General features: G+C 64.2%; 15 protein-coding genes. 5 read left to right on the top strand and 10 right to left on the bottom strand.

Annotated elements, in window-relative coordinates; all coding sequences use genetic code 11:
- The 4 genes from U1737_RS13425 to U1737_RS13410 form a co-directional block, all read right to left on the bottom strand.
- Complete coding sequence (locus tag U1737_RS13425) at positions 1 to 666, bottom strand: UPF0149 family protein (RefSeq protein ID WP_332797115.1); 666 nt, start codon at positions 664 to 666, stop codon at positions 1 to 3.
- Positions 667 to 691: 25 nt separating this feature from the next.
- Positions 692 to 862, bottom strand: coding sequence for a hypothetical protein (locus U1737_RS13420; protein ID WP_332797114.1), 171 nt, complete (start codon positions 860 to 862; stop codon positions 692 to 694).
- 117 nt (positions 863 to 979) lie between these two features.
- Complete coding sequence (rsgA, locus tag U1737_RS13415; RefSeq protein WP_332797113.1) at positions 980 to 2,002, bottom strand: ribosome small subunit-dependent GTPase A; 1,023 nt, start codon at positions 2,000 to 2,002, stop codon at positions 980 to 982.
- A gap of 163 nt (positions 2,003 to 2,165) precedes the next feature.
- On the bottom strand, positions 2,166 to 2,531 hold the full coding sequence (locus U1737_RS13410; RefSeq protein ID WP_332797112.1) for a hypothetical protein: 366 nt from the start codon (positions 2,529 to 2,531) through the stop codon (positions 2,166 to 2,168).
- A 305-nt stretch (positions 2,532 to 2,836) separates the two neighbouring features.
- Here U1737_RS13410 and U1737_RS13405 point away from each other — a divergent pair, with 305 nt between their 5' ends.
- Positions 2,837 to 3,652, top strand: a complete 816-nt coding sequence (locus U1737_RS13405) for a glycoside hydrolase family 16 protein (RefSeq protein ID WP_332797111.1) — start codon at positions 2,837 to 2,839, stop codon at positions 3,650 to 3,652.
- A 126-nt stretch (positions 3,653 to 3,778) separates the two neighbouring features.
- On the opposite strand, the gene U1737_RS13400 is transcribed toward U1737_RS13405, so the two are convergent.
- A complete protein-coding gene (locus U1737_RS13400) occupies positions 3,779 to 5,386 on the bottom strand; it encodes a glycoside hydrolase family 43 protein (RefSeq protein ID WP_332797110.1) in 1,608 nt (535 codons plus the stop codon).
- A complete protein-coding gene (locus tag U1737_RS13395) occupies positions 5,383 to 6,624 on the bottom strand; it encodes an MFS transporter (RefSeq protein ID WP_332797109.1) in 1,242 nt (413 codons plus the stop codon). The genes U1737_RS13400 and U1737_RS13395 overlap by 4 nt, the downstream gene beginning before the upstream one ends.
- 241 nt (positions 6,625 to 6,865) lie before the next feature.
- Here U1737_RS13395 and U1737_RS13390 point away from each other — a divergent pair, with 241 nt between their 5' ends.
- Positions 6,866 to 7,903, top strand: coding sequence for a LacI family DNA-binding transcriptional regulator (locus U1737_RS13390; protein ID WP_332797108.1), 1,038 nt, complete (start codon positions 6,866 to 6,868; stop codon positions 7,901 to 7,903).
- A 19-nt stretch (positions 7,904 to 7,922) separates the two neighbouring features.
- Here U1737_RS13390 and U1737_RS13385 read toward each other — a convergent pair whose 3' ends face one another.
- The 3 genes from U1737_RS13385 to U1737_RS13375 form a co-directional block, all read right to left on the bottom strand.
- Complete coding sequence (locus tag U1737_RS13385; RefSeq protein WP_332797107.1) at positions 7,923 to 8,936, bottom strand: glycoside hydrolase family 43 protein; 1,014 nt, start codon at positions 8,934 to 8,936, stop codon at positions 7,923 to 7,925.
- Between the two features lie 35 nt (positions 8,937 to 8,971).
- Complete coding sequence (locus tag U1737_RS13380) at positions 8,972 to 11,908, bottom strand: TonB-dependent receptor plug domain-containing protein (protein WP_443027134.1); 2,937 nt, start codon at positions 11,906 to 11,908, stop codon at positions 8,972 to 8,974.
- A 494-nt stretch (positions 11,909 to 12,402) separates the two neighbouring features.
- Positions 12,403 to 13,512 carry an endonuclease/exonuclease/phosphatase family protein gene (locus U1737_RS13375; protein WP_332797292.1) on the bottom strand — a complete coding sequence of 370 codons (1,110 nt, stop codon included), beginning with the start codon at positions 13,510 to 13,512 and terminating at the stop codon, positions 12,403 to 12,405.
- A gap of 259 nt (positions 13,513 to 13,771) precedes the next feature.
- On the opposite strand from U1737_RS13375, the gene U1737_RS13370 reads away from it, so the two are divergent.
- The 3 genes from U1737_RS13370 (at position 13,772) to U1737_RS13360 (ending at position 18,634) form a co-directional block, all read left to right on the top strand.
- Positions 13,772 to 15,265 carry an FAD/NAD(P)-binding protein gene (locus U1737_RS13370; RefSeq protein ID WP_332797106.1) on the top strand — a complete coding sequence of 498 codons (1,494 nt, stop codon included), beginning with the start codon at positions 13,772 to 13,774 and terminating at the stop codon, positions 15,263 to 15,265.
- Positions 15,262 to 16,194 carry an AEC family transporter gene (locus U1737_RS13365; protein ID WP_332797105.1) on the top strand — a complete coding sequence of 311 codons (933 nt, stop codon included), beginning with the start codon at positions 15,262 to 15,264 and terminating at the stop codon, positions 16,192 to 16,194. The genes U1737_RS13370 and U1737_RS13365 overlap by 4 nt, the downstream gene beginning before the upstream one ends.
- A gap of 271 nt (positions 16,195 to 16,465) precedes the next feature.
- Positions 16,466 to 18,634, top strand: coding sequence for a TonB-dependent siderophore receptor (locus tag U1737_RS13360; protein ID WP_332797104.1), 2,169 nt, complete (start codon positions 16,466 to 16,468; stop codon positions 18,632 to 18,634).
- 656 nt (positions 18,635 to 19,290) lie between these two features.
- Here the strand turns inward: U1737_RS13360 and U1737_RS13355 are convergent.
- Positions 19,291 to 20,556 (bottom strand): phospholipase D family protein, encoded by a 1,266-nt coding sequence (locus U1737_RS13355; protein WP_332797103.1) that lies wholly within the window; start codon positions 20,554 to 20,556, stop codon positions 19,291 to 19,293.
- Positions 20,557 to 21,226 lie beyond the last annotated feature (670 nt).

Below are 21,226 nucleotides of genomic sequence, written 5' to 3'. Positions count from 1 at the left end.
TCACCCGCAGCAGCGTTTGGACTTCTTCCCCGATCCGCATGGACAGGGATCGTTCCGTCCTGCCTTGACCGGCGCTGCGCCGGCCGTTGGCAACGGAGCGGCGGCAGCTGCCCGCAATCGGGACGCATGGAGCTGGAGGACACTCGTCGCGAGATCGGCCGGTGCCTGGTCCTCGCGTTCGTTGATCTCCACGCTGTCCAGCGCGCTTTCGTTGCGCGCGATCGCGATCAGCACCGACAGACGCGCGAGACCATCGACCGCCTCGGCGTCGTCGCCAGCCGCCACCGCATTCCAGGCTTCGGGCCGCAACGCCATCGCCTCGGCGAACCCGTCGATCCACAATTCCCAAAGGACGTCGCCGGTCCGCTCGTCCACGTCGAAGATCGGACGCAGCTTTCCCCGCTCCAGGTCGCGGGCGATCTCGGTGTATCGTGCCATGACGGCATCGACGAACCATTGCACGTCGAGCGGATCCTCGAACGGCGCGATGCCGTCCTCATCGAGCCCCCAAATGCTCTGCAGCCATTCGCCTTGCTCGATACGCTCGGGTCCGACCAGCAGCCCGGTGAGAAACCCGTCGAGCTCGGTCAGCAGCATCGGCTCTTCGAGCGGCAGGTCAGCCAGCGCATCGTCGAGACGACGGAGTCGGGACGGGCGCGGCTTCATGCCCCCAGGCACCGTGTCGTCGTCATCACAGGCTCAAATTCCGTTTCGTCATTTCGGCTGCCGCCATCGCGGTCAGCGGCGCGCGCGTTGCTCGAGCGAAGATATCCGCCAGATCGAGCAGGTCCTCGTCGTTCAGGGCGGTGATCGATGCCTTGATTTCCGCCAGGCACAGGACCGCCCGGTCACGCTCGATCATGCGTCGCTTGATACGGGATTTCAACATTGTCAGGCCGATAGAAGGAGGGGATGGAACGACAGACGCGGATACAACCAGCTTTGGGGGGGACGCCTTGGGCGCCCCCCCCGGTGGCTGTTACACCCCTTTAGGAGACCTTCGCTTGGTCTGTTTGGCGGTGTTCGCGCGCTCTTCGGCTCCCAGCCGCTGCCAACGATCGAATCGGGCACGCGTGAGATGTCCCGCTGCGATCCCGGCCTGAACCGCGCACCCGGGTTCGACGCTATGCGAACAGTTGGAAAAACGACACTCCTCCGCAGCCGCGACGAAATCGTCGAAGATCTCCGCGATCCCGGTGGCCGCGTCGGCCAACTGCAATTCGCGCATGCCCGGCGTATCGAGCAGCCACCCTCCCTGCGCCAGCCGGTGCATCTCGCGCACCGTCGTGGTGTGGCGGCCGGTGGAGTCGTTCGCACGAATGGCCTGGGTCGCGATGCTGTCCGAGCCGCGTAGCGAGTTGACCAGCGTCGACTTGCCGACCCCGGACGAGCCGAGGAACGCGACGGTCTGGCCGGGGCCGCACCAGTCCGCGAGGCCGGTGACGGCGTGTGGATCACGCCCATTGACGATCTCGACCCGCAGGCCGGGCTCGATCGCTCGCGCCGCCGCGACGTAAACGTCCGGTGTGTCGGTCAGGTCCGCCTTGGTCAGCACGACCACCGGGGTAACCCCCACATCGTGCGCCAGCACCAGATAGCGCTCGAGCCGCGCGACGCTGAAATCTTCGTTGCACGAGGCGACGAGGAATACCGTATCGACGTTCGCGGCAATCATCTGCTCGCGACGCGGATCGCCCGGCGCGCGACGCTTGAACAGGTTCTTGCGGTGAAGCACGCGGATCGGCAACCCGGTCGACGTCTCGATCAGCACCCAGTCGCCGACTGTCGGATGATCGTCGGTCGGTTGCGCCCCCGCGATATAGGGCGTCACGAGCTGCCGGCCGCCGGCTCCCGCAACGGCGATCTGGCCACGATGGACCGACGTCACCCGGACGGGATGACGGTCGCGCAGGTCCTCGTCCGACAGCTGGGCGCTGAAATGGTCATCCCAGCCAAGATCTTCCAATGTCTCGTCGGTCGGCATCATAGGGCGCAGCGGCATCTTTCTTCACGACGGTTCGCGATCATCGAAGGTCGGGCTCACCGATATGGTGATCCCTGCCCGGTATGGCACGCTCGCGTCGAGGAAGCGACCATGCAGGGCATCCGGCGGAACGGCAAACGGGCAACGTCCGGTTTACTGGTCCCGGTTTATTGGTCCCGGTTTATTGGTAATGCGTGACCTTCTCGAAGCCGTCGTTGAGCTTCACCATCCGGATCACCTTATTCGTATAGCTGCGGACGTGCCGGTCGAAACGCGTGTCGTCGTAGACGCCGCGCCAGATATAGTCGTCCCGCTCCAGCAGCGCGCGGAGGAGGTTCGATACCGCCTCCTGCGTATCCAGCGAGCCTTTGGCCTTCAGTATCAGCGAGCAGACCATCTCCTCGGCGCTTGCCTTGTCGCAATCGTCCTGAAGCTCCCGCCCGCCGCGCTCCGCGACGACCTGATCCGCGCGCGCAGCGACGACCCGACTTTCGAGCCATTTGCGGGCCACCGCCCCGTCCCAGGTCTTTACGATCTTGTCCGCCACACGCTTCTCGCATTCTCTCGCACGCGACGAAGGCCTGCCGACGTTTCCCGGCCGGCCACGGTGATCACGCCAGCCGACCGCCGCCGATACCACCGACGCTCGCCCAGGTACACCACGCCTTGGGAGGGCCGGAGTTGAGCTCGCGTGCCGATTGACCTAGGTCTGTCGCGCTACCCGAACGCATCCGCATCACGCGGTGACGGCTCCGGGGCGAATTGGGAGAGGTGCCGCATGGACCAGCAACCAACGCACCGGTTTGTGCCGGACGGGTCGATCGGGCGCATCATGATGGCGAGGGCGATCCGATGATCCTGCTGATACTTGCCGCGCAAGCCGCCACGCTGGGCGCGACCAATTACAGCGTCAGTGCACCGATGCCCGTGCCCAAAGGCCGCCCGAGCTTTGCCGACGAGTTCGACGGCAAGGCGATCGACCAGACGAAATGGCGCTTCGACGTGTCGCGCAATGCTGAGGGCTGGTACAATAACGAACGCCAATATTACGCCAAGGACCGTGCCGAGAATGCGCGGATCGAAAACGGCGCTCTGGTGATCGAGGCGCGGCGCGAGACGCTGTCGAAGGCGCGCTTCTCCGATTGGGGCGGTCAGGCATATACCTCGGCCAAGCTCGTCTCGCGCACCCCGCGCGGGTATGGCTTTTACGAGGTCCGCGCCAAACTGCCGTGCGGGCGTGGAAGCTGGCCGGCGATCTGGCTGCTGCCGTCGGGCGGAAAATGGCCCGACGAAGGCGAGATCGACATCATGGAAATGGTCGGCTGGGATGCCAATATCGTCCATGCCACGCTTCACACCGCGGCATTCAATCATGCCAAGGGCACGCAACGCGGCGCGCAGATCGGACTCGCGACCGCCTGCACGGCATATCACCGCTATCAGCTCGACTGGCGCGCCGATGCGATCACGATCGGTGTCGATGGCCGCGCGATTATGCGCGTCGCCAACGACCAGCCCGGTGGCAAGGCGGCGTGGCCCTTCACGCGCCCCTACGACCTGATCCTCAACCTCGCGGTGGGCGGCGACTGGGGTGGGCAGAAGGGGATCGACGATGCCGCCTTCCCCCAGCGCATGGCCGTCGATTACGTCCGATACTGGCGGCGCTGACCAGAGGCACCTCTACCGCAAGCTTCGACATTGCGTGGGACAAGGCAGGACGGTTCGACGAACGCCTCGATATGACGTCATCACGCGCTGACGGATCGCGTCCCGTCGCTTGTCCAGGCAAGAGCGTCAGTCGGCGTGCTCGGTATAGCGGAAATACCCGAAATCGGCGGGATGACCGGATCCGGCCATGTCCTGGCACGCCATTCCGACGAACCCGCCGGTGAAATTCGGCAATCCGGACAGCGTCGCTTCGTCCGAGAGGACGCTGGCATCGAAAATGTCCTCCAGCCAGCACCAGTCGGCCGAACCGACCGATCGATACCCGAAGCGCAGGCGCTCGTGATCGACATCGGCGCACAGCTCGATCGGCCCAGGCGCGATATCGATGGGGCGCGTCACGATGCTGCGCCCTTCCCCTTCGGGCAGCATCGACAAGACCTGGATCTGGCGCTCGCCCTGATCGCCCGCGGTAAGATGGAAATAATGGAACTTGGTACTGTTGTAATAGCAGACGAGGCCGGCCGCCTGCTGGAAATGGCGGGGTTCGAAATCGAGCGACGTCTCGGCGCGGTATCGAAACGCCTGCTGGCGACGCGCGACCAGGGCCTGTTCGAACAGACTGCCGATCGTTTCCCGCCCGAACAGGCGAAGATAGCCGGCGCGGTCGGTCAGGCTGAACAACCGCTTGGGATACGGCGTCCGCAACCACTGGAACGCCGCCGGCAGCACGGCGCCGTCGAACGTGTCGCGCACGTCCATCGGCGCCTCGGGTGCATCGTCCGCAAACGCCGCGTCGTCGTCGAGCGTATGGAGCCAATTGTCTTCGCCCCACTGCATCGGCCGCAGCGCGGTTTCGCGTCCCAGCACGCAGCGGTCGCTGCCGGGTAGTGGCCGGCCGCAAAGAAACGCCATCCACGTCTTGCCGTCCGGCGTATCGACAAGGTCGCCGTGACCGGTCCGTTGCAGCGGCGCCGACGGTGTATGCCGCGCCGTCAGCACCGGGCCATGCGGCGATGGCTCGTACGGGCCGAACAGCGACCGCGAGCGCGCCATCACCACCGCATGCTCGCGCCCGGTGCCGCCCTCGGCGACCAGCAGGTGATACCATCCGTCGCGCTTGTAGAGGTGCGGCCCCTCGGTAAAGCCGAGCGAGGTACCTTCGAATATCCTGTGACGCTCGCCGATCAGGCGAGCACCGCTCGAGCGACCGGGGTCCAGGTCGATCTCCTGCACGACGATCCCGGCGAAGCGACGGCGGTCTGGCCGGTGATCCCACAGCATGTTGAGCAGCCAGCTGCGGCCGTCATCGTCATGGAACAGCGCCGGATCGAACCCGCTGCTGTTCAGGTGGATCGGATCGGTCCAGTCGCCGTCGATCCTGTCGCAGGACACGATGTAATTGTGGAAATCACGCAGCGACGCGCCCCGCGCACCGTCGACGGTCGTCCGGCCATAGCGCTTCACGTCGGTGAAGATCAGGTGGAACCGGCCGTCGCGATAGCTGAGATCCGGTGCCCATACGCCGCAGGAATCGGGGTTGCCGCGCATGTCGAGCTGGCTCGGCCGGCGTAGCGGGCACGCGACCAGCGTCCAGTTCACCAGATCGCGGCTGTGATGGATCCGCACGCCGGGAAACCATTCGAAGGTCGACGTGGCGATATAATAATCCTCGCCGACCCGCACGATCGAGGGATCGGGATGGAAGCCGCGCAGGATAGGATTGGAAACGGTCATGCCGGCTTTCGTATCAGGGTCCAGAGGAGCGCGGCTCCGACGAGGTCGAGCAGGCCGAGCAGGATGAAGAATGGCTGATAGCCGACCTGATCGACCAGCATGCCGAGCGTCAGCGTGAAGATCAGCACGCCGAGATTGGCGGCGGTGCCCGATATCCCGGTAGCGGTCGCGACCTGATCCTGCGGGAACAGATCGGAGCACAGGGTGATGACGGTGACCGACAGCGTCTGGTGCGCGAAACCGCCCAGGCACAACAGCGCGATCGCCGCGACCGGGCTGGTGACGCTGCCGACGAACATCATCCCCATCATCAGCACCGCGCCCAGCGTGAAGGCGCAACGACGCGCGTCGATCAGATGGATCCCGCGGCGCTGGAGGAACGCCACCACCGCCGGGCCGAACAGACAACCGAGATCCGCCGCAAGAAACGGCAGCCACGCGAACATCGCGATCTGGCCGAGATCGAAGTGGCGCGCCTGCACCAGGTACAGCGGCATCCACAGCGACAGCATACCCCACACCGGGTCCGCCAGAAACCGCGCCGCGGCGATCGCCCAAAGATTGCGTCGGCGCAACAGTTCGCCGAGCGGCGGCCGGCGACGCTGCTTGACCAGCGACGCCTCCTGCCCCTCGACGATCAGCGCGCGCTCGCCGTCCGACAGCGCACGGTGCCGCGACGGCGGTGCGTACCAGAGCAGCCACGCGACGACCCATGCCAGCCCGAGCCCGCCCGCGACGAAGAACGCCGCCCGCCAGCTGTGGTTGAACACCGCCCAGGCGACCAGCGGCGGCGCGAAGACCGCGCCGAACGACGCCCCGATCTGATAGATGCCGCCCGCGACCCCGCGCTCGCGCGCCGGGAACCACTCTGCGACCAGCTTCATCCCTGCTGGCTGCGCCGATCCCTCGACCAGCCCCAGTGCGCCGCGCAAACCGGCAAAGCCGACCCAGCCGCTCGCCAGCCCATGACCGAGCGTGATGACCGACCAGACCGCGACGAACAGCGTGAACCCGATCTTCAGGCCGATCACGTCGAGCAGATACCCAGCGACCGGCTGGAACATGATGCCGAACTGAAACGCACCGGTGATCCACGAATATTGCGCCGACGAGATATGCTGTTCGGCCATGATCGCCGGTGCGGCCACGCCCAGGATGCTTCGCGTCAGATAGTTGATGACCATCGCGCCGACGAACAGGGCGATGATCGTCCAGCGAATATAGGGAAACCGCTTCATTCTGCCCCCTCCCCCGGTAACGTTATCATGGTGTCCGTAGGCGGACCGCGTAGGGTCGGGCAAGTCGCCGCGGCGATAAACTTCGCCAATCCGCCGCCCGTCAACGGTCCGCTCCGGACGTCATGCCCGCGCCGACCACGGCCGCACCGCCGATATCCGCCATTGACGATCCCCTGCATGCCGAGGCACGTCGGGCGGTGAAGGCCGCGGGGTGCTTGCCGGCGGGAACGTAGAGAGACACGTGAGCCCCAATACCCGGCGCCCCCGCGGCGTGACCGTCATCGATGTCGCGAAATACGCCGGCGTGTCGCCGATGACCGTGTCGCGCGTCATCAATGCCGACCCCGGCGTCCGCGACAGCACCCGCGTGCGGGTCACCGATGCGATCCGTACGCTGAACTACACGCCGAACCTCGTCGCGCGCAGCCTGGTCACCTCGCGCGAGGTCCGGATCGGCGTGATCTATTCCAACCCCAGCGCCGCCTTCATGAGCGACCTGCTGGCGGGCGTATTCGAGGAAGCGTCGGCGCGCGCCGCGCAGCTGATCCTGCTCAAGGGCGATAACGGAAAGCCACCGACGCAGGCGGCGATCGAAGGGCTGATCGCGTCCGGCGTCGGCGGGATCATCCTGGCGCCGCCGCTGGGCGAATCCGATGTCGTCCGCACCATATTGGCAGCGGCCAACCTGCCGATCGCGGTCGTCGGGGCGGTCGCGCCGGATGCGATCTGCGTCAGCATCGACAATCGCCGCGCCGCCTATGACATGACCCGTCACCTGATCGGCTTGGGCCACCGGAAGCTGGGCTTCATCCTCGGCAACCCCGATCAGTCGGCAAGCCGCGAGCGGCTCGCGGGCTTCGAGATGGCGGTGGAGGAGGATGGCGCGCTGGAGACGCAGGTCGTGCGCGGCGATTTCAGCTACGCCTCCGGCTTGGTCGCGGGTGAGGAACTGCTCGACCAGCCGACACCCCCGACCGCGGTGTTCGCCAGCAACGACGACATGGCCGCTGCGGTCGTATCGGTGGCACATCGCCGGCATCTCGACGTACCCGGCGACCTGACGGTGACCGGGTTCGACGACAGCACCGCTGCAGTCACGCTCTGGCCGCCGCTGACGACGATCCACCAGCCGGTCCGCGCGCTCGCCGCCGAGGCGCTGCAACGGCTGATACAGGCGATGCGCTCGGGTGTGCGGACACCGCAGTCGCATATTCTCGATCACCGGCTGATCGAACGCGAGTCGACCGCAGGCCCGCGCCGACCGGCCCCAGGCGTGTAGATCACGAGCATAGGGGCCATCAGCGGAGAGGAACGGAGACGCCGGCGTCGGTCTGCGCCACCGGCACCATCGTACCATCGGCGTTATAGCGCAGATGCTCGACGGTAACCGCGCGACGACCGATCGCTCCGTTCATGTCGCCGATCGCCAGCGTCGCGTTGTGCAGGAACAGGTACCAGTTCTTCTTGAACTCGACGATTCCCGGATGGATCGTGAAGCTGTACTTCCCCGATCCCGTCAGTTCGCCGCGATAGGTCCACGGCCCGGCCAGCGACGGCGCAGTGGAATAGGACACATGCTCGTCACGCTGCGTGCGCCGGTCAAGCGAGGCATAGGTCAGGTAATAGAGCTTGCCCCGCTTGTGCAGCCACGGCCCTTCCTCGAAATGCGGCGGGGTGATCTCGCGGATCGGCCCGTCGATCTCGATCATGTTGGGCTTCAGCTTGGCGATATAGCATTGCCGGTTGCCCCACGCGATCCAGGTCGTGCCGTCGTCGTCGGTCAGCACGGTGGGATCGATATCCTCCCAGCTGTGCGTTCCCTTCGGCGTCATCTGGTTGGTGATCAGCGCCGATCCCTTCGCATCGACGAACGGGCCGGTCGGCGTATCCGACACGGCGACCGCGATCGCCTTGCCGGGATGCGTATCGTCATGCTCGACGGCGGCGTAGAACCAGTATTTGCCGTTCTTCCTGATCGCCTGCGACGCCCAGGCATCCTTCTTGGCCCATTTGAAATCGCTGAACTTCATGATCGGGCCGTGATCGGTCCACGTCTTCATGTCGGTGGTCGAATAGACCAGCCATTCACGCATGTTGAACATCTCGTCGCGCTGCGCCTCGTCGTGCCCGACATAGAGGTACAACCGATCGCCCACGACCAGCGGCGCCGGATCGGCGGTGAATTTGTCGCGGATGATCGGGTTAGCGCCAGCCCGCGGCACCGGCTTTTCAGCCGGTGCCGCGACGACCGGAGCGCCGACGACCAGCAGGGCCATCGCCATTCGGAAACCGGGCATTCGGAAGTTGGTCATATCGTATCTCCAGCGGTGCATCGGAGCTGGCCGCATCAGAACTGGAACCGGACGCCGACGCGGTAGGTCCGGCCATAGACGTCGTACAGCGCCGGGTTGACGAAGAACGGCGACCGCGAAGGATCGCGGTCGAACAGGTTGTCGACCTTGAAATAGCCGGTCACCTGATCGGTCACATTATACGTACCGCCGACGTCCATGTAGAATGCGCCGGGAATGGAGTTCTTGTCGATAGTCGGGCGATTGTTGGTCGATACCGGGCAGTTGCCGGGGGCGCACTGGACATATTGATGGCCGAGCACGCCGTCGCTGAACCAGCGTTCCTGGAGCAGCAGCGAGAAGTCGTCATTGGCATAGGTCTGCACCGCCAGCCATTTCCAGTCGGGCGTGTTGCCGATGTTGACGCCCGCCGTATCGTTGGGGATCGTTCCCGGCAGGCCGGTGTCGGTGACGAACTTTCGGATGTGGGTGGCGAGCCCGCGAAGCGTGAAGCTGCCCGGCAGGCCGAGCGGCCGCTGCCAGCGATAGCTCGCCTCGAAATCGAAGCCGTTGGTGTCGATCGACGCCAGGTTGAACGCCTGGACATTGATGAAGTTCGGCCCGTTGGTGTTGTTCAGGTTGAACGCGCCGCAGCTGTCCGGAAGGATGTTCTGGAAGCACAGGTTGACGATATCGGCGGCGCCGAGGCTCGAGACCAGGTCCTTGATCTTGAGTTGGTAATAATCGACCGACAGGCTGAGGCCGGGAACCAGCGACGATCCGGAAAACGCGATGCCGACGGTCGAGTTACGCGCGATTTCCGGCGTCAGGCTGGTGTTCCCGATCGTGTTCTGGATGGCGAGCACGTTGACGTTGCGGAACGGGTCGAAGAACCCCGGCAGCGTCGTCGTGACCGGCGCGGCGAACAGCTCGGACAAATTCGGTGCGCGGACGTCGCGCGACGTTACGCCGCGGAGGCGGAAACCATCGATCGGCAAATCCCAGGTGCCGCCGATCTTCCAGGTCCAGACGGTGCCGGAGGTGCTGTAATCGGTGACGCGGACCGCACCGTTGACGTTCGCGCGGCCCAGCCCGTCGGAGTCCAGGATGGGCACGTTGGTCTCGACGAACGCTTCCTTGACGCTGTAGGCGCCGCGGCCGTTCTTGTAGTTGCCGGCGTACCAGTTGTTGCCGCCGGTCAGCAGCGTCGGATCGAACGGATACGCCGCGTTGTTCGGCGTATTGTCGATGCCTGCACCATAGGCGTCGGCGGTCACTTCGTAGAATTCGTGACGGAACTCGCCACCGAAGGCGAACGACACCGGCCCGGCCCACAGGCTGAATGGCGAGCCCGAGAAATTGACGCTGACGACGTCCTGCGTCTGCCGCGTCCGCTGGCGCGGACCGTTGTCGGGCATGATGTAGCTCAGCGCGCCCTGCGACGGATTGCCGCCGAAGATGTTGAGTGGCTGGCAGCCATTGGCGCGCGCGACCGGATCGGCGCAGACGATCGCCCCGTTCAGCGTGGTCGCGTTGATCGCCTGGTTGAAGCGGTTGGACAGCAGGACGTTGTTGACGTCGATGTTCGAATAGTTCGTCCCGTGCTCGTAATACATGTCGTAGGTCCAGTTCGACCCCGCGACCAGCTGGCGCCCCTTCGCGCCAGCGACGAAGCGATACTGGCGCCGGTCGGTATAGACCTGCGTATTGCCGAGCGCCGCGTTGCTGGTGCCGTACTGGAAATTGGTGATACCCGCCGTGGCGCAGGCGGCCTGGACCAAGGTGGGGACGAACGGGTTGGCGCACTGGATGGTCAGGTTCGGGCGATTCTGCCCGCCGACCGGCTGGTTGCTGGTCTTCACCTGGCCGATGTTCGCGCTGACGTAGATCTCGTTGTCGGGCGCCCAGTCGAACCCAATCCGGCCATAGCTGTTGACGCGCTGGATCCGCGACTGGAGCGAGCGCCCGGCATCGACATTGCCGGACAGATCGCCGCCGATGCAGAAGCCGGGGTAACAGCCGTTGACGTTGCCGGCCGCGTCGCGGGCCGGCGTGCCGTTCGAGCCATATTGGAACTGAAACGGCTGGCCGGACTGGTCGAACGCGGTGCCCTGCAGCGGCCCCGCAGTGATCAGCCCGTACTTCGTATAATTATACGGCTGCGCGTTATCCAGGAACAGATATTGCGGCGACCCGTCGTTCAGCACGTTGCGGTTGATCAGGGTCGACTGCCGGAACCAGTCGCGACCATTGGCCAACTCGGTGCCGAAATCGCCGCCGCCGATGCCGGCGTCATGCGAATATTCCGTGCTGGCGACGATATGCAGGCGATCCTCGAGATAGTTCGTGCCGGCCGCCAGCTGGAGCAGCACCTGCTCGTTGTCGCCGTAGGTGGTGATGCCGCCCTGGATATTGCCCTTCACGCCCTTGAACCGCGTATCGGTGATGAAGTTGACGACGCCGCCGACCGCGTCGGAGCCATAGGATGCGGAGGCACCGCCGTTGACGACGTCGACGCGCTTGATCAGCAATTGGGGGAATAGGCTGATGTCGGGAACCCCAGTGACGTTGGCCCCTACCACGCGCTGGCCGTCGAGCAGGGTCAGCGTGCGGATCGCGCCGACGCCGCGCAACGAGAACGAGCTCAACCCCTGCTGGCCGCTCGAGGTGCTGAACGTGCCGGTGCTGGTTCCGGTCGAGCCCTGCAGCGACGGCAATTGCGCGATCGTCGCGAAGACGTTCGGCTGCGCATTGGCGGCGATCGATCCTGCATCGATGACGGTGGTCGGCGTCGGTGCGGTGAAACCGCTGGCCGTGATGCGCGACCCGGTGACGACGATGTCCTGCGCCGTTGCGACCTCGGGCTCGCTGGCGGTGGGTGCGGGTGCCGGGGCGGCGGTGGTCTGATCCGCCGTTGAGGGCTGGGCGACGGGCGCTTCGGCCGGTGCCGTTTGCGCGGGTGTGGCCTGGGCGGCCATGGCCTCGGCAGGCATAGCCTCGGCGGGCCTGGTCTGGGCGACCGGCGCAGTTTCAGTCTGGGTCTGAGTTTGGGCGGGTGCCACTTGGGCGATGGCGGGCGATGTCACTGCACAGGCCGCGATGATGGCCATGCTTGCTGTCCCAGATCGGAAGCCTGCAATCCTGCGCATGTTCGACGTAATCATATCCATCGTCCTCTCCCTGGTCCCGATTTTCTAAAACCGGTAACGTTACCATTGGACGGTCATCAATTTTCGCGGGAATGTCAATACTCGGACAAGATTGATGCCGAGCGTGGTTTTGGGGCGCGGTGCGCCAAGGCGATCGTTGCAAAGAGCCGTGGGGTCAGCGCGTCGGCACTCGCCCCCAAGCCAGGTTCGCGGCAGTGTTCGCTCGGGTCGGCTGGGTGCGCCCGAACCGCTATTCCGCTCGACGTGGCGAAGTGCAAGGCGGTGTGATCGCCAGGCCGATGGTCGGGGGGACGGTGCCGAGGAGCTTAGCGACGGCGCTAGCGTTTGCCTCGTTCTTCGCGATACTCCTGCAGCGTCTCTTTCACGTCGCGCCGGTCTTCGCGCGAGACGGGCTCGGGCCGCGTGTTCATGGATGCGGCACCTGCCAGGCAGAGTTCGGAGCGAACCGGAAGATGGTCGGAGCCGACATCCTCGAGCACCTCGAGAGAGCGAACTTCGAACTGCGGCGTGACGAACATGTGATCGAGCGGCCAGCCCAGCAGCGGCATCTGGGCCGGAAACGTCGCAAAGGTGCCGCGGCCGATCCGCGCGTCGAGATAGCCGCCGACGCGCTTGAACAATTGCGACGTGTGCGACCAGGCCACGTCGTTGAAGTCGCCGATCGCCAGGACCGGCTGCCTAGCGGCTGCGGCGCGCCGTGCGGCGATCGCGATCTCGGCGTCACGCGCCTCGGTGTCCTGCCCCGGCAAAGGCGGCCTCGGGTGAAGCGCAATCACCCGAAAGGGATCCCGAGCGGTCAGTTCGGCATGGACCGAGGGCGTATCCTTCTCGGCGATCGTCTCGATCCGTCCGTCGCGCATCGGCAGGCGGGTGGCAAAGATAATGCCATAGGTATTGCCGATCGGCCTCTCGAGCCTGTGGGGATAGCTTGCAAGCTGCTTCGCCAGCGCTTGCGCCCATCGTCGGTCGGTCTCCATGAGCAGCAATATATCGGGCCGGACGCGATCGATCAGACGCGCCGTCCGCGCATAATCGCGGTTGGATTCGAGTACATTCAACGACAGCACGCTGAAGCACCGGCCTTGCGATACGCGGGTTTTGTCAGCGAACGCGATCTCCTGCTCGGCGAACGGCGTGTACGGGAAAATCCGATAGAGCTGCCAGGCGGCGGCGATGGCGCATGCCAGCGCGATCCACCGGCCGGCCTGTCGGTCACGCCATAAAGCGACGGCCCCAGCCAGTAAAAGCGCCACCAGGATCTGCGCCCGCGGAAAGTCCCATATACGGATCCACCACGCGTTCGACTCGACGATGCTGAGGCCGGTGACGACGATCAAAATGCCCGCGAGGAGCCTGATGCTGAGGGTGCCGAGGTTCATCCGCTTCGGCCTAATAGAAGCCAGCTCGAAGACCAAGTACGCGTCCATCACCACCACGCTACCGCATGGCGGGGCTGTGCGCCGAGGTCTGCGCCCATCTGGAGCACGGCGTCGGCAAGCCCCCCCGGCCTGCCCAGGCGACCGAGCCGCTCGAGATCGACGTATTCCTGGTTTTCAGCGATTGCGCCTCTGCAACCTGCCAAAGCTGTCGAACTGGACGAAGAATCAAAATGGCATAATTTTCACGTTTGCCGTGGCACGAAGCAGCGTCCGCGCGTTGTCGCCGTTCCTCAGCGAACGGGATATCATGCCGAAAACATTGACTATTATCGGCATGGGCGCCTGTGGCGTCGCTGCATTCGCCGAAGCTGTCACCCGGTTATGCTATGATCCAGGCGACGGGTGGAGAATCCATCTGGTCGAGCGCGACGATGAACTTGCGCGCGGACTGGCGTTCGGCACGGAGCAGCCCGGCCATCTTCTGAACACGGAATCCCGTCTCATGGGGCTCTACGACCGCGAGCCCGATCATTTCAGAACCTGGCTTGAGGCGCGGCGCGCGGCCTCGGGCACGCCGCTCGACTCCGACGGCGTCGAATACCCGCAACGCCGCGAATACCGCGTCTACATGCGGGAGGTTCTCGACAATGCGCTCCAGCAGGCGCGCACCGCCGGGATCGATGTCCAGGTCCACCGCGAGGAAGCAATCGCCATCGAGGGCGATCACGCTGCGGCGACGGTTCGGTTCGCGAACGGGTCGACGATCGCCACCGACGTCGTCCTGCTGACGATCGGCACGCCCGATCCGGATCGGTTCGGCAATCTGAACGGTGCGCCCGGCTATTTCGACTCCCCCTACCCCGCCCACCGCATGACCGAGGAAATCGACCGGGATCAGTCGGTCGTCATCCTCGGCAGCGGCCTCAGTGCCATCGACGCGGTCATGACACTGCTCGACGATGGGCACCGCGGCCACATCCACCTCGTATCGAAGGAAGGGATGCTGCCACGCGTCGAAATCCCCGCGCCTGAGACAGGCTATGACCGTCAGCACCTCACGCTGGAAAACGTCCATCGCCTCATTCGCGAGCGGGGCAGCGCGTTCTCCGTAGTGGATCTGTTCCGCCTCTTTCGTCTGGAGGCCGAAACTGCCGCGGGACGTGCGATCGATTGGCAGGCGGAGGATCGCTACGACGGGGACGCCGAGGCCGCCTTGCTGCGCGACATCGCCGCGGCGGAGTCCGGAGACGAACCGTTCCAACGCATCCTCACCGCCACGCGCCATGACTCCACGGCGATATGGAATTTGCTGCGACCCGCGGACCAGAAACGGTTCGGGCAATGGCTGGCGCCACATTTCGCCGCGGCGCGCTTCGTCACGCCGATGGTGAACGCGCAGCGCTTGGCGGATGCGATGACGCGGGGGCTGCTCAGCGTACGTGGTCGGATCGATGAAACCGTTGCCAGCGAGACCGGTAAGGGCTTCACGGTCCGGTTCGAGAATGGCGATACGCTTGAGGTACCGGTCGTCGTCAACGCCACGGGACAAGCCACCGCAATGGACGAGATGAAGGAGACGCTGGTCAAGGATCTGCTCGCGAAGGATTGGCTGCAGCCGCATCCGGTCGGTGGCGCCATCGCGCACCGGGCGACGTGTCGGATCATATCCGCCACGCGCGATGCACCACGGCTATACGCGCTTGGACAATTGCTGAACGGCGAGTTGCGCGACACCAATGCGGTCTGGTTCAATGTCGAATGCGCCGGTCGTGCGGTCGACGACATCCTGCGCCAGCAATGAGCGCGATCGGCAACATCGCGGCGGCACTCCTGCCGCTTTACGGCGTGATCCTGTTAGCATGGGCTGTCGGTTCCCGCGTTCCCTGGGCAGCGAGGCTGTGTTCGAGGGCACTCGTCTTCGGCCTCATCCCGTTGCTGGTCATCGACAAGGTGCTCGGCGCGGACGTGCAGCAGCTGTTGGTGATCCCACCGCTGATGTTCGTGGTCTCGGCACTGATGAGCATCCCTGCATACCGGTTGGCCAAGCGTCTCGGCGACGACTTCGATCCCAAACTGCTGTCGGCGTCCTTCTCGTTCTTCAACGTTGCGTTCTTCGGGGTGCCCGTCAGCCAGGCCTTGTTCGGCGAGATCGGCGTATCGACGGTGATCTGCGCGTATATCGGCAGTGCGCTGTACGGCAACACGATCGGATATTTCCTGATCGCGCGTACCAAGGAAGGTACGCGCAAGGCCGCGACCAAGGCGTTGCGGGTGCCCCTTGTCTATGTGGTCATCGGCTCGCTCCTGGCAAAGTGGGGCGGCGTCACGATGCCTGAAGCGGCAGCGCCGATCGTCTCGATCGCCGGCACGTTGGTGTCGGTCCTCGGCATGGCGGTGATCGGCCTCAACCTTGCCGAAACCGGCCGCGACGACTGGCGGCCGACGCTGATGACGCGCATCCTCGCGGTCAGGCAGGTCGCCGGGGTGATACTGCTCGGCGCCGCGCTCGCACTCGAAGCCGCCTTCGTCGGTGTATTGAGCCCACGCGACCGCGTGATCGTCGGGCTCGTCGCCCTGTTCCCGATCGCCAGCAACGTGACCCTGTTCGCGACCCTCCTCGACACGAACCGCAAAGCGGCGGCGATCCTCGTCGCGCTGTCGAGCGCCGTATCCCTTGTCCTCGTGCTGCTGGTCGTGGGCGTCTTTCACTCGGCCATGCCGACGAGTTAGTCACAGTTCCCCAGTGCCGTCCCCGCTTTCAGCGGATAGCAGCGGCGCAAAACTCATCACGTACCCCGCTCGGCAGCAGGCACACGATAGCGTTCTCGACGATGCCGTGCAGCGCATCACGGCTCGGTCACGCGGTTGCCTCATGCCGAGGGAACCGATGTGTATCGACCGAACGGCCCACCCAAACCCAGTTTTTGCGATTGCCTCGCAGTAGCTCTAAAGCTAGAGCGCTTGAGACACGCCGGGGGGCGTGATGATCTCGGAGGTAGTTATGAGACTGAACCTGTTCGCGGGGCTGCTGGTTGGCGTCGCTTCGCCGGCGCTTGTCGCCGACGCGCACGCGGCAAGGCCGATCGGCCTGGTCGATGACGCACCCAGCGACACGCTCGATCCACAACGCTCCGACGACATCATCGTCACCGGATCTAAGAGCAGCAAGGCCGACGACAAGCAGAGCGCGTCCCCCACCGGCTTGGCGCTGTCACTGCGCGAGACGCCCCAATCGATCACAATTATCGACCGCGAGCGGATCGACGACTTCGCGATCACCAACGCGAACGACCTGCTGACGCAGACGGTGGGTATCAACGTCGAACGTACCGAGACCGACCGTACCGAATATAATTCGCGCGGCTTCGACATCACCAATTTCCAGATCGACGGCATCGGCCTGCCGCTGTTCTTCAACATCCAGACCGGCGACCTCGACACCGTGCTGTTCGAGCGGGTCGAGGCGGTGCGCGGCGCCAACGCGATCATGACCGGCGTCGGCAATCCCTCCGCGACGATCAACTATCTGCGCAAGCGCCCGACCGCCGAATTCCACGCGAACGCATCGGCGTTCCTCGGATCGTTCGACCAGCGCCGGCTCGAAGCCGACGTGTCCGGCCCGATCACGCAGGACGGCACGTTGCGCGTACGTGCGATCGCCGCGCATGAAGAGCGTGACAGCTATCTCGACTATAATCGCGTCAACCGCGACGTCTATGCAGGGCTCGTTTCGTGGGACGTGCTGCCGTCGTTAACCGCAACCGCGGGCTATATGCGGCAGGACAACAGGTCCGACGGCGTGCTCTGGGGCGCGCTCCCGCTGGTCTACAGCGACGGCAGCCGGATCGATTACGCGCGTTCGGCCTCGACCTCGGCCGACTGGACCTATTGGAACGTGCTCGACCAGACCGTATTCGGCGAACTGGCGCTGAAGCTCGGCGGCGACTGGTCGGTGCGCGGCGTGTATACCTACCGCAACTGGCAGGAACGGGCCAAGATCCTCTACGCCTTCGGCACGCCCGACCCGACCACCGGGCAGGGCATTCTCGGCCAGACCGGGATCTATCCGTCGCAAAACAAGCAATACATGGCGGATAGTTATGCGTCCGGCAGCGTCGACCTGTTCGGCCGTCGCCACCAGCTCGCGTTCGGCTTTTCCAACGGCATCTCGAACGGCAGGCAATATGGGGCGTTGTCGGCCAGCTTTGTCGATTACGGTGACATCCGCCAGCTCGCCGGCCTTCGTGCGGCCGAGCCAGGCTATCCGGACGTCCAGATCCAGGCAGATACCCGCGACCGGCTTACGCGCGCCTATGGATCGATGCAGGTCAATCTGGCCGATCGCCTGAAGGCGGTGGTCGGCGGGACCGCGATCTGGCTCAAGAGCTCGGGCTATTCTTACGGCGTCGACCAGGCACGGAACAACAAGAAGCTCAGCCCCTATGCCGGCCTGTTGTTCGACCTGACCTCGAACCTGACGCTGTACGCAAGCTACACCGACATCTTCAACCCGCAGAGCGAGGTCGATGCCACCAACCGTCGACTCGATCCCGCCAAGGGCACGAGCATCGAAGGCGGCGTGAAGGGCGAATGGCTTGGCGGGCGCCTCTATGGCGCCGCGTCGATCTTCCAGGCCAAGCAGAAGGGCCTTGCCGAGTTTGCCGGGCAATTCGACGCGAACAATCCCGCGGGCCAGATCGGCACCAGCTACTATGTCGGTCGCGACACCATCTCGAAGGGCTTCGAGGTCGAGGTCGCGGGCCACGTGTCGGAGCGTTGGCTGGTATCGAGCGGCTTCACGCATCTGACGCTCGAGAGCGACGACGGCAAGGCGGCACGGCTGTTCGTCCCGCGCGACACCTTCAAGCTGGCGGCGACCTACACGATCGAGGATCTGCGCGACCTGAAGCTGGGCGGTCAGCTCCGTTACCAGAGCCGGATCAGCGCGCCGAGCGGGATCCTCGACGCGGCGGGCGACGATATTGCGATCCGCCAGAACGGCTATGCGACGCTCGACCTGCTGGGCAGCATCCGCGTCGTCGACCGGCTGCGCGCAAGCCTGAACGTCCGCAACGTCACCAACACCAGGTATCTCGGCACGCTGAAATACGCATCGGGATTCTATGCCGCGCCGCGCAGCGTCATCGCCACGCTCCGCTTTGAGTATTGAGGGGAGGTCCGCCGCCGAGCCGGGTTGCGGGGAGCGTAGAGCGTTCAAGCCTGAGCGGTGAAGGCGGCGGCAAAGGCCGGGCGAGAGCGTGGTCTTGCGGGGGCCTTATGTCTCGCGCAGCGGCGTCCACGCCGGGCCCGTGCAAACGCCAAGTGCCCGTTCGCGCCACGCCTAAGCGTATGCAGCGAAGATCCGCACCCGTTTCGTTTCAAGCTAACCCACTTGTGGCGCATGGCGCGTCTGCCACGATCTCCTGGCCAACGGCCTTTGATGCGGCCTGTATCGTGTGGAGCGGCACTGACGACGAACCCGGCGGCGGAGGTGGTCGCGAAGGTATCGGACCTGCTGGCCCGGGCCAGAAACGACGACGCCGCCCGTGAGGGCGGCGATTATCGTTGTGGGTTGGTTGCGGGGAGCCGCACCAGCCTAGCCCGACATTCGCTATCTGTTCCAGTTTAGTTCCAGTGGTTTCGAACCGCATGCGCCGTTCCATAATTGATTTAAATGCGGCGAATGGCTCAATAGCGGACGCTCGCGATTTCTTTTGCGCTTCCCAACCTCTGTCGCTCGTTCATATCCCAAGTACATTTCGGGGCGGGCAGGTTTGAAAATTTGCTGACGGGAATTATTCGATCAGATGACTGCTCAGGTCCGCTTTATCGGCCGAGCTTGCGGCGCGCTTCCTTGATCTCTGAAGGCGTGAACAGAGGCTGCCACTGTGGATCCAACACAAGTGCCTCGACTGACAGGTCAGGCTTACCCAGCGCGAACAACTTTGTCAGTCCCTTCGATGGTGGACCAGGCCGGAGTAGCTCACGCGCTGTCGCCAACCCTCCATCCTTCTGCAGCATTTCGAGGAAACGAATAGGGCGATAGCCGAGCGTCGCCGCCTGATCGTAAATCGATCGCATCGCTTGGTTGAATGCTTTAGGATCCGGCAGAGTCCCCAGCGGTGCCGCCGCGTCGAGCATCTGTATGACCTCGCCAATCGGGACCAGCGTATTCGCTGCACCCTTGCCGAATTTTTGAAGCAGAACCCGCGCCATTGTTTCCAAGCGCTTCTTATCGGTCGGAGCGAGCGCAAGAGGCGGCATCGCCGGCAGCAGCATCCGAGGATGTTTGCGCACATAGGTTAGAGTCGCGCTCTCGATCTTCGGGTCGCCAAGGTACCAGTATCCGGTCAGCGCGGGTATCTTTCCAGAAAGATCGAGATCGATCAGCCATTCGGACGCCTGAAGCTGCCCCTTCCAGCCCTGATAATAATCGTAATTCGAGAGCGCGGGCTGAAGTGTCACCTGCGCCTCTGCTTCAGTCTGACCTTTCTCGTCGATGTCTTCGCTCCATATCGCCAAGCGGACCCGCTCCCAAACGTCCCGATTCGGACTTGCACGATAAGCTTCGAAGAGATCGTTGGTCATCCGCGTGCCGGTGCCGGACGCCTCGCGTCGCTCAGCCCACAGGACTTTCGCACGCTTAAGATGGTGCGGCTCGATGACGTAGCCGTTTTCGAACCGGCGATCGAACCATGCGCCGATCTGTTTGATGATCGCGGGATCCTCGATCAGGACATTGGCCTCTGCCCACCCGGCCAGCTCGTCTCCTTCCACCGCGAGCCCGTTCGCCGACGCGTTTGACGAGCCCATGACGACGCGACTCGGCGTCCAGTAGACTTTGGCATGAAGCCGAGCATCTGAGACGACGCGGCCTTTCGTATAAAGCTCGATGATGTCACCGATCTCATTGGGATTACAGGCTCCAGAATCCAGGTTGCAGACCATCCGCAAATTGAGAATTTTTCGATCGAGCCCGAGCCGCTTGATCGCATCCTTTCCCCAGAAGGCTACGGCAAGCCTGACTTCGGTGCAGTCTTGGAGTATCGCCTTGATGGCACCCAATGCCTCGCCATCTTCAAGGAACCTCACAACCGTTATCCTTCCATGTCGGCACCGCCGGTCCGACCTCGCACCTAGGCGCGAGAGAGGCTCATCGATTAGCGTGGAAGTGTCGAGCTTTACCAACACCTAAAGAGTTTTCTCGATGACCGGCGACAGACTACCGCTCGCCGAGCTGACGGCGAAGACCAGACCGTCGAAGTCGGCCGACAGGGACATCGGACGCCCTGCCATGAATTTCGGGCGCATGGCTCATCCCGCGCGGAGATAGCGCCAATTCCAAAAAGCTCGTGCACAGAACCATTTTTTAATTCGGTCGGGATAGTCAGGGAAGGGAGGCGATGTGCTTTTCGTGTCGGTCGATGTCGCGGAACGCTGATCCCTCGTTTATCGCGAGCGTGTCGAGTTGCTCGATGATGTCAGCCTTGCAGCCGTCAGCGACTTTGATCCGCCTGATCGCGATGTCGCCGCCGCCTGTTTCGGGCAGTTCCGCGTTCCGGCCGAAAAGAAGGAAAGCGCCTGACTGAGCGGTAACTCGGTCGTGGCTATGACGGCCTCTGACGCATATCACGCGATCGATGTCTGAACCGCGCCGGGTTTGTCGGAGGCTCCAACTCCTGAGAAGGTGGAGCCATGACGAGCAAGACGACGAACAAGTTTGCGCCCGAAGTCCGCGAGCGGGCGGTACGGATGGTTTTCG

This window comes from Sphingomonas fucosidasi (assembly GCF_036663855.1).
GTDB lineage: Bacteria > Pseudomonadota > Alphaproteobacteria > Sphingomonadales > Sphingomonadaceae > Sphingomonas > Sphingomonas faeni_B.
The sequence above is the reverse complement of the archived record's forward strand: the minus strand, read 5'-3'. Positions and strand labels throughout refer to the sequence as shown.

Excerpts from the sequence above, each read along its gene's own strand:
- U1737_RS13405 (WP_332797111.1), top strand. The coding sequence starts at position 2,837 with ATGATCCTGCTGATACTTGCCGCGCAAGCCGCCACGCTGGGCGCGACC.
- U1737_RS13400 (WP_332797110.1), bottom strand. The coding sequence starts at position 5,386 with ATGACCGTTTCCAATCCTATCCTGCGCGGCTTCCATCCCGATCCCTCG.
- U1737_RS13380 (WP_443027134.1), bottom strand. The coding sequence starts at position 11,908 with ATGCCTGCCGAGGCCATGGCCGCCCAGGCCACACCCGCGCAAACGGCA.
- U1737_RS13375 (WP_332797292.1), bottom strand. The coding sequence starts at position 13,512 with ATGGACGCGTACTTGGTCTTCGAGCTGGCTTCTATTAGGCCGAAGCGG.
- U1737_RS13385 (WP_332797107.1), bottom strand. The coding sequence starts at position 8,936 with ATGACCAACTTCCGAATGCCCGGTTTCCGAATGGCGATGGCCCTGCTG.
- U1737_RS13370 (WP_332797106.1), top strand. The coding sequence starts at position 13,772 with ATGCCGAAAACATTGACTATTATCGGCATGGGCGCCTGTGGCGTCGCT.
- U1737_RS13360 (WP_332797104.1), top strand. The coding sequence starts at position 16,466 with ATGAGACTGAACCTGTTCGCGGGGCTGCTGGTTGGCGTCGCTTCGCCG.
- U1737_RS13395 (WP_332797109.1), bottom strand. The coding sequence starts at position 6,624 with ATGAAGCGGTTTCCCTATATTCGCTGGACGATCATCGCCCTGTTCGTC.
- rsgA (WP_332797113.1), bottom strand. The coding sequence starts at position 2,002 with ATGCCGCTGCGCCCTATGATGCCGACCGACGAGACATTGGAAGATCTT.
- U1737_RS13425 (WP_332797115.1), bottom strand. The coding sequence starts at position 666 with ATGAAGCCGCGCCCGTCCCGACTCCGTCGTCTCGACGATGCGCTGGCT.
- U1737_RS13420 (WP_332797114.1), bottom strand. The coding sequence starts at position 862 with ATGATCGAGCGTGACCGGGCGGTCCTGTGCCTGGCGGAAATCAAGGCA.
- U1737_RS13365 (WP_332797105.1), top strand. The coding sequence starts at position 15,262 with ATGAGCGCGATCGGCAACATCGCGGCGGCACTCCTGCCGCTTTACGGC.